Raw genomic sequence first — 9,331 nt, 5'->3', positions numbered from 1 at the left:
AAGCACTACTAATTGCCCGAAACTTTCTTCGATGCTTTTTTAGATAATATTCTATATAAGCATATAGGTTCATTCTTTGAGCTGTGTGTTTTTCTATGTTTATAAAATATATGTTCTTTACATTTTATTTTAGTCAATATGTCTACCTTATTTAGGTGGTTATTGCGACGGGGTTCCACCTCTTTCCATTCCGAACAGAGAAGTTAAGCCCGTTTGCGCCGATGGTACTGCAATGCAATGTGGGAGAGTAGGAGACCGCCTTCTTTTATAATAAATAAAAGCTCTGATTACAGAAATGTAGTCAGAGCTTTTTTGTGTGCGGCTCTTTATGAGCATTAGCTTCTGAGTTGACTTAAGTAGTTACTATTTACTTAAATGTAAGTTTTTTTTTGTAGCTTTGCAGGTATATTGAGAAAGATTTGTGTTTTTTTTAAGTGGATAATACAAACTATAATAATAGTTTATATTATAATTATTGTACTGTTGCATCTTCCAGTAGTACAAAACGTAATAGGTATAGGTATATCTAAAGCTATTTCAGAAAAATTAGGAACACACGTTAAGATAGACCAGATAGAATTAGGCTTTTTAAATCGTATTGTTATTAACAATATGATTATTTATGATCAGCGGAATTATAAAATGCTTTCTGCAGAGCGTTTAGCATTTAAAGTAGATGTAATTCCTTTGATAGAGAAAGGCTGCTTGTCAGTTTCTTCAGTCCAACTTTTTGGTATGAAAGGCATCTTTTATAAGCCCCAAAAAGCTCCTGCCAACTATCAATTTATCTTAGACTCTTTATCTTCAAAGGATAACTCTGAAAGAAGTAATTTTAATCTGTCTATTCGTAATCTTATAATGCGTAATTGCTTTTTAAAGTATGACCGTTTGGGAGAGCCATTGCGAAATTATGGTTTTGATTTGAATCATATACGAATAGAAAATTTATCAGCTAATCTTATTATTAATAATATAGCTCACGATACCATAAGTGCAGAGGTTCGCTCACTAAGTTTAAAAGAAAGAAGTGGATTTAAATTAGATAGATTAGGATTAAAGTTGTTTGCAGATAGTAAGCATGCAGAGCTTTCTAAAGTTAATATAGTTACACCATATAGCAAATTGTTAGGGGCTAATATTAATGTGTATTATTGTTTTGAAAAAGGCAAATTAAAAAAGTCGTCTTTAAGAGGTAAAGTGAAATTTAATAATGCTATAATATCAACTTCTGATGTTCGGCTATTTGTGCCTACTTTGAGGTATGTTAATAGAAGATTTAGTTTATCTATAAATTCTAAATATGATGTAAATAGAATAAAGTTGTCTAAATTTTCACTATCCTCTTGTGATCGTTCATTGTTTGTTAAAGCTAAGGGAGAATTAAGATTAAGTCATAGTGTTCCAGATATTTATCTTAATAAGGTATCTTTTGGTATAGATAGTTCTACCCTTAAGTCGATAGATAATATTTTTAAGTTGAAAATTCCTAAAACGGTTATTGACTTGGGTAATATTTATTGTCAAGGATCTTTTATGCGTACTAAACAATTACTTAGTATTAAAGGGCATTTGCGGAACAAGGTAGGTGAAGCTAATATAAATTTAAAAATAAAAGATAGGAATTTTACGTTGAGCATATATAGTCCATTAATAAGGATGTATAAAATTATAGGAGATGCAAGATATGGTAACCTCTCTATAGGTATGAACCTTTTAGGAACTACTGATTTAAAGAATGTTGGCTTAAACGTAACTGTTCCATCTTTCGTATATAATAATTATTCTTATAAAAATATAAGTGTAAAAGGCTTGTATGCTAATGATAGTTTTGGTGGGAAAGTAAGAGTAAATGATCCTAATGGAACTTTATCTTTTGATGGGGTTGTGTCTGATATCTATAAATTTATATCTAAAAAGAAAAAATTAAACATAAAAGCAAAGGTAATAGTTAAGAAAGTAGATTTATCAGCTTTTCATTTCACAAAAATATTAGGTTCTCATATTATTGGTTTTACTTCTGAATTAAAAGGTTCATTCTCTAATTTATATGATATTAGTGGCTTTTTCAATTTTTCAAATGTAACAATTAGCAGCAAGGATAAAGTACTTTCTATAAAAAAAATAAGAATAAATACAGAGAATGATAAATTGATTAAAAACATTGATATAGAGAGCGATTATGGCGAAGCTCATGTTAGTGGTTCTTATAATTTGTCTACTCTTTTTCAAAGTTTTAAAAATATAATTCATGCTTACCTTCCCAGTCTTGTTAGTGAGAGATATATCCCTATGGGTAAATATAATAAAATAGCATTTGATGTGCAACTTAAAAATTATGATGCTATAAAAGAGTATATTAAGCTGCCTTTAAAATTGGAAAGTCCTATTGCTTTTAATGGAAAATTTAATGAGAAAACAAAAGATATTGACTTTTTCTTTGAGTCGAAGAAAGTTTCTTTTGCTGATACTGAGATGAAAAATGTTGATATAAGAGTAGGTTCTAAGGAGGGCAACCTTATAACAACTATAAAAGGAGAGTATAACAACGCCAAGAAGCCGCATCTTTATATTAATACTTTTGCAAGAATAGGACAGAATAAGATTTCATCTATTATAAATTGTACTGCAGAAGGGAAGATTCCTTTTAAGAGTGTTATAAATAGTGATATATTTTTTTATAACCATGGCGGTTCTCTTGCTACGCGAGTTCATTTTAATCCTTCTAATATTAATATAGATACGATAAGTCTTACTTTACAACCTTCTGATATGATATATTATCGCAAGAATCTGATAATAAATCATTTTGAAATATCTAATAAGACACAGCATATAATAGTAAATGGTAAGACTTCCGGTGATCCTGAGGATTCTCTTTCAGTTTATCTAAAGGATATAGAAGTGCCTTATATTCTCGATTTAGTTAATTTCCATGATGTTAATTTTGGAGGGTTAGCTTCAGGTACAGCTTCTGTTAAATCTATATTCTCTCACCCTATAATAAATACTAAACTTTTTGTAAAAGACTTTACCTTTCAAGATGGTCCAATGGGCGAACTTACAGCGGAATCAACTTATGATAGTAAGAACGAAATTGCTTATATTAATGCTAAAGCTGTGGCTAATAATAGTTCTTATACAGATATAAAGGGATATGTTGATTTGAAAAACGAGTATATCAATTTACCTATATATGCGCATAACACTAAACTTTATTTTATGAAAAGTTATTGTGATTCATTTATGGATAATATAGAAGGTTCTATTAATGGTTGGTGTAAAGTAGTAGGTCCTCTTAGTCATATTAATCTTGAAGGCGACTTAGTAGCTAATGGTCGAATGTCAATTACCCCTATAGGCACTACTTATACCTTTGAGAATAGTCATATAAAAATGCTTCCTAATGAGATTATCTTTGATAAAGATACTATTAGAGATGTTAATAATAATATCGGAGTTATAACAGGAGGTTTGAGTCATGATTATTTAAGTAATTTTTCTTATAATGTGAATATAGCAACAAAGAATCTGTTATGTTATAATTTTCCACAGCAAATTAATAAGGAGTCGTTTTGGGGTGTTGTTTATGGTACAGGTACATGTCATATAAAAGGTTTATCAGGCGAAACTACTTTAGATGTGAATTTATCTCCTGAGCCGAATTCACATATAGTTTATGATGCAAGTCGGGCAAGTTCTTTAGGGGAAAATTATTTTATAAGGTGGAATGAAGTAGAGAAGGATTCTCTTATGAGTAAAGAAAAAAAGTTAGAAGTAACTAATAAGAGGGATACTATAGGCTATGGAAATAGTGATGTTGTTTTTCATAATTTTAATAATCTTAGTGATCTTAATATAAACTTTCTTTTTAATACTAATCCAAATCTTACCATGGAGGTTATCACAGATGAATCTACTCGTGATAATCTACTTCTTAATGGATATGGAGGCATACGTGCTACTTATTATAATAAAGGTTCATTCCAAATGTATGGTAATTTTTTTGTAGATCATGGTGCGTATAATATTACTATAGAAAATGCAATTAAAAAGACTTTTGCTTTTCTGCCGACATCAACAATTGTTTTTGGTGGTGATCCTTTTAATGCTACACTTAATTTGCAGGGGGTCTATTCTCTTAGTTCTGTATCACTTAGTGATTTGCAGATAGGACAGCCTCTTTTCTCTACTAATACGAAGGTAAATTGTTTACTTAATATTAAAGGTACGGCAGGTTCGCCTAATGTTACTTTTGGTATAAATTTCCCTAATTTGTCTGATGATGCTCAACAAATAGTTCATTCTTTGCTTAATTCTGAAGAGGATCTTAATCAGCAAGTGTTATATCTATTAGCTATTGGAAGGTTTTATCCTCAAACAAGTAATAACTCTTTACAGAATAATGCTGCTCAGCATCGCACTTCTTTAGCAGTGCAAAGTTTGCTATCAGGAACATTATCCCAACAAATAAATACAATACTTTCAAATGTTATAAATTCAAATAACTGGAATTTTGGAACAAATATAGCTACTGGTAATGAAGGACTTAATAATGCAGAGTATGAAGGAATATTTTCAGGAAGATTGTTTAATGATCGTTTACTATTAAATGGAGAGTTGGGCTATAGAGATAATGTAGCTACAAACTCATCTTCTTTTATTGGAGACTTTGATCTTCGTTATTTATTACAAAAAAATGGTAATGTGGCTTTTCATTTCTACAATAAGAATAATGATCGTTATTTCGCACGTAATTCTCTTACTACACAAGGTATTGGTATTATTCTGAAGAAAGATTTTACTAATTTGCGAGATCTTTTTGGCTTACATAATAAAAATAAAAAAAAATAAAGCAATATCACTGATGTACAGATTATTATTATTAACTTTGCACATAGTTTGGATTTATTATATCCTTACGTGAGAGAATTATTCATATAAAGTCTAACTTTATTAAATTATTAATTAATTAAAATTTATGACAAATTTAGAAAACGTCAAGCCACTTGATGATTTCAATTGGGACGAGTTCGAGAACGGTACAAGTGTAGATGCAAGTAAGAAAGATCTTACTAAAGTTTACGATGATACTCTTAACAAAATTCAAGAAAACCAAGTTGTTGAAGGCACAGTTATCTCTGTTGATAAGAAAGAGGTTGTGGTTAACATTGGTTATAAGAGCGATGGTATTATACCAGCATCGGAGTTCCGTTACAATCCTGAGTTAAAAGCAGGCGACAAAGTCGAGGTTTTTGTAGAGAGTCAGGAAGATAAGCGTGGTCAGTTAGTTCTTTCTCATAAGAAAGCTCGTTTACAGAAGAGCTGGGAGAATATAAATGCTGCTCTTGATAACGATGAAATTATTCAGGGTTACATTAAGAGTCGTACTAAAGGTGGTATGATAGTTGATGTATTTGGTATTGAAGCTTTCTTGCCTGGTAGCCAAATTGACGTTCATCCTATACGCGACTACGATGTTTTTGTAGGTAAGACAATGGAATTTAAGGTTGTTAAGATAAATCAGGAATTCCGTAATGTTGTTGTGTCTCATAAGGCACTTATTGAGGCAGAATTGGAAGCACAGCGCAAAGAGATTATTTCACATTTGGAGAAAGGTCAGATTCTTGAAGGTACAGTTAAGAATATTACTACATATGGTGTGTTTATCGACTTGGGAGGTGTAGATGGTCTTATTCATATTACAGACCTTTCATGGGGTCGTGTAAGTGATCCTCACGAAGTTGTTACTCTTGATGAGAAAATTAAGGTAGTTATTCTTGATTTTGATGAAGAAAAGAAGCGTATTGCTTTAGGTTTGAAGCAGCTTACTCCTCATCCTTGGGATGCTTTAGATGCAGATCTTAAGGTAGGTGATCATGTAAAAGGTAAGGTAGTCGTTATGGCAGACTATGGTGCTTTTGTAGAAATACAGCCAGGTGTTGAGGGGTTAATTCATGTTTCAGAGATGAGCTGGAGTCAGCATTTACGTTCTGCACAGGAGTTTATGAAAGTTGGTGATGAAGTAGAAGCAGTTATCTTAACTCTTGATCGTGACGAGCGTAAGATGTCTCTTGGCATTAAACAATTAAAGGCTGATCCTTGGGAATCTATTGAGGACAAATATCCTATAGGTTCTAAGCATATTGCTAAGGTGCGCAATTTCACTAATTTTGGTATCTTTGTAGAGTTAGAAGAAGGTGTAGATGGTTTAATTCATATTTCAGATCTTTCTTGGACAAAGAAGGTGAAACATCCTTCAGAGTTTACTCATCAAGGGGCAGAAATAGATGTAGTTGTGCTTGAGATAGATAAGGAAAATCGTCGTTTAAGCTTAGGACACAAGCAGCTTGAGCCTAATCCATGGGATGAATATGAGTCTATTTATACTCCAGGTTCTGTTCATACAGGTAAGATAACAGAGGTAATGGATAAAGGTGCAGTTATTGCTTTAAACGAAGGTGGTGAAGGCTTTGCTACTCCAAAGCATCTTGTTAAGGAAGATGGTTCCCAAGCACAGCTTGGCGAGGAGCTACCATTTATGGTTATAGAGTTTGTTAAGGATACAAAGCGTATTATTCTTTCTCATTCTCGTACATTTGAAGAGGTTAAGGAAGAGCAGCCACGTCGTTCGCGCAGTAATAGTAACAATACAGCTCGCAAGCAAGAAGCTGCAGCACAAGTTAATAATGTAGCAGCAGGAACTTCTCTTGGTGATCTTGATGTTCTTGCAGATCTTAAGAAAAAAATGGAAGGTAAGTAAAATATACTTTTCCCTTTTTTAGATATTATTTGGAGGATGTGTGAAAAATTTATGCACATCCTCTTTTTTTTATGTAAAATATTGGCGTAATAAGCCATATTTCTTTTTAGCTTATTAAATGTCCATTACGTCTAATATAATTCTTTTATAAAAATATTTTGTCATGGTTTTCATGTTATATTAAAGATTATTATAGGCTGTTTTAAATGTTATTATAAGCAATCTCGACGTACTAAGATTTTCTTTTTTTTTGTTTTTTTATTACCTTTGCACCGTTTTAGAGGATTTTAGGAAGTATTTTACCTATCCTCTTAGTATTTATTTATTAAATATTAATTATGTACAAAACCAATTTTAACAAGCGTAGCGTTATCAAGTTTAAGCACTTTTCACGTCACGGCTATTCACTTTTTTCTGTGTTAGGGAAAGAAGTGGTGATTGGTGTTTTGAGCGTTGCTACCCTTCAGCATGCTACAGCAAAGAGCATTAGTAACGAAGGTGTAAAAGCAAGCAACGATTCTACACTTTTAAACCAATCTCCGGTTATGATGAACGAAGTGTGTGTTACTGGTTCGCGCGCTCCACTTGCTAATAGTAAGCAAGCGAGAAAGGTAATTGTACTAGAGCATGATGATATTATGCATGCCCCTGTACAAAGTGTTAATGATTTGCTGAAGTATGCAGCAGGAGTAGACGTAAGGCAGCGTGGTCCTATTGGAGCACAAACTGATGTCAGCATACGAGGTGGAAATCAGGAACAGATAGCAGTGCTATTAAATGGCATTAATATTTGTGATCCTCAAACAGGACATAATGTTTTCGATTTCCCATTAGATATTTCTCATATCAAGCGGATTGAGATTTTAGAAGGACCTGCAGGGCGCGTTTATGGTACTTCTTCTTTATTAGGCGCAATTAATGTTATTACTCAAACTCCACAAAACTCATCATTTGATTTTCATATAGATGGCGGATCATATGGTTATTTCTCTGTAGGAGCTCGTGGTAATATAACAAATAAAAGATGGACTAATCAGGTTTCAGCTAACTTTACTCGTAGTGATGGCTATTTACGAAATAAAGCAGGTATGCTGAACTCAGATTATCAGACCTCTAAACTGTTTTATAATGGTATTTATTCAGGTGCTCAATGGTTATTTAATTGGCATGCAGGATTTAGTATTAAAGACTTTGGCTCTAATACATTTTATGGAGTTAAATGGGACGATCAGTTTGAGCATACCGCAAAGTTATATACTGCCATACAAGCTGAAAATAAGGTAGGTAATCTTCGCATACGTCCGTCAGTATATTGGAATAGGGGTTGGGATAGATTTGAGTTATTCCGGAATAGCCCCCAAAAATATCCATTTAATTACCATTGCACTGATGTGATAGGTAGTAATCTAAATGCTTATTATATATGGTCGGATGCGAATAAGACAGCATTTGGATTAGAGGTTAGAAACGAGAAAATAAAGAGTACAATACTTGGAGATAACCTTTATAAGCCTATAAATATTAACGGAACCGATAGACAGTATTTAAAAGGACTAAACAGGACTAACTGCCAATTTTATTTAGAGCAAAATATTAGTTTAGATCGTTTAACTCTTTCAGGAGGTTTCATTGCTGTAAAAAACAGTCAGGCTAATATGCCTTTAAAGTTTTTCCCAAGTTTAGATGTTAATTATAGTATTAACAGCAACTTGCAAATATACGCATCTCATAATACTGCCCTGCGTATGCCTTCTTTTACGGAATTATATTATTCAGTAGGTGGGTTTAAGGCTGATAAGCACTTACGTCCAGAGGAATTAAGTGCATATGAAGTAGGAGTAAAATATGTAAACAATTATATCATTACTTCTGCAAATATCTTTTATAATCATCATCATAATCTTATCGATTGGATTAATGATGGTAGTAAGGATAAAAACGGTTCCTTAATCTGGAAGAGTGTTAATTTTGGATCTATTAATGACCTTGGAGTAGAGTTTTCTACTAAAATGTTGCTCTCAAGGATTTTCCCATCTCAACATATTCTAAAGAATTTTAATTTATCTTATTGTTATCTTGATCAGAATAAAGAGGGAGAAGATAATATTAATAGTAAATATGTTTTAGATTATCTAAAAAACAAGTTAGTTTTAGGATTGGATATGAATATCGTAAAACACCTTAACCTTAATGTTAATTACCGTTTTCAGCATCGTATGAATGGTTATCTTGATATAGCTGGTAATTATCATGATTATGGTAGTTATGGTGTTTTAGATGCACGACTTAGCTGGGAAGCTAAAAAATGGAATGCTTACATTAATGCAAATAATATATTGGGATGTCATTATGTTGATGTTGCTAATGTGAAACAGCCCGGAGCTTGGGTTGTAGCTGGAATTGCAGTTAAGTTGTAAAAATCATTAACTAACAGATAAAATTTAATATATAAATGAAAAGGCTGAACTTCTTATTAGGAGTTTAGCCTTTTTATAGTGTACGCTCGGCATGAGCATTTTCTAACGGGTGGAAGTCCCGAGTAAGCCCTAATAGCGGGAATTACATAGCCAA

At 32.4% G+C, this 9,331-nt stretch carries 3 protein-coding genes and 1 rRNA gene; all 4 read left to right on the top strand.

What is annotated here, in order from left to right:
• The first annotated feature begins 151 nt into the window (after nt 1–151).
• The 4 genes from rrf (at nt 152) to AC1DCD_RS09745 (ending at nt 9,177) form a co-directional block, all read left to right on the top strand.
• Nucleotides 152–264: ribosomal RNA gene (gene rrf / locus AC1DCD_RS09760) — 5S ribosomal RNA — on the top strand.
• 144 nt (nt 265–408) lie between these two features.
• Nucleotides 409–4,851 carry a translocation/assembly module TamB domain-containing protein gene (locus AC1DCD_RS09755; protein WP_464641315.1) on the top strand — a complete coding sequence of 1,481 codons (4,443 nt, stop codon included), beginning with the start codon at nt 409–411 and terminating at the stop codon, nt 4,849–4,851.
• Between the two features lie 127 nt (nt 4,852–4,978).
• Nucleotides 4,979–6,760 (top strand): 30S ribosomal protein S1, encoded by a 1,782-nt coding sequence (gene rpsA / locus AC1DCD_RS09750; protein ID WP_008449209.1) that lies wholly within the window; start codon nt 4,979–4,981, stop codon nt 6,758–6,760.
• Between the two features lie 338 nt (nt 6,761–7,098).
• Nucleotides 7,099–9,177, top strand: a complete 2,079-nt coding sequence (locus tag AC1DCD_RS09745; protein ID WP_464641313.1) for a TonB-dependent receptor plug domain-containing protein — start codon at nt 7,099–7,101, stop codon at nt 9,175–9,177.
• The last annotated feature ends 154 nt before the right edge of the window (nt 9,178–9,331 follow it).

The organism is Prevotella sp. C0209C1, from assembly GCF_056583855.1.
Note: the sequence above shows the minus strand (reverse complement) of the source record. Positions and strands in the feature narration are given on the sequence as shown.

What these genes read in the sequence shown, in the direction of transcription:
- rpsA (WP_008449209.1), top strand. Translation starts at nt 4,979, where the DNA reads ATGACAAATTTAGAAAACGTCAAGCCACTTGATGATTTCAATTGGGAC.
- AC1DCD_RS09745 (WP_464641313.1), top strand. Translation starts at nt 7,099, where the DNA reads ATGTACAAAACCAATTTTAACAAGCGTAGCGTTATCAAGTTTAAGCAC.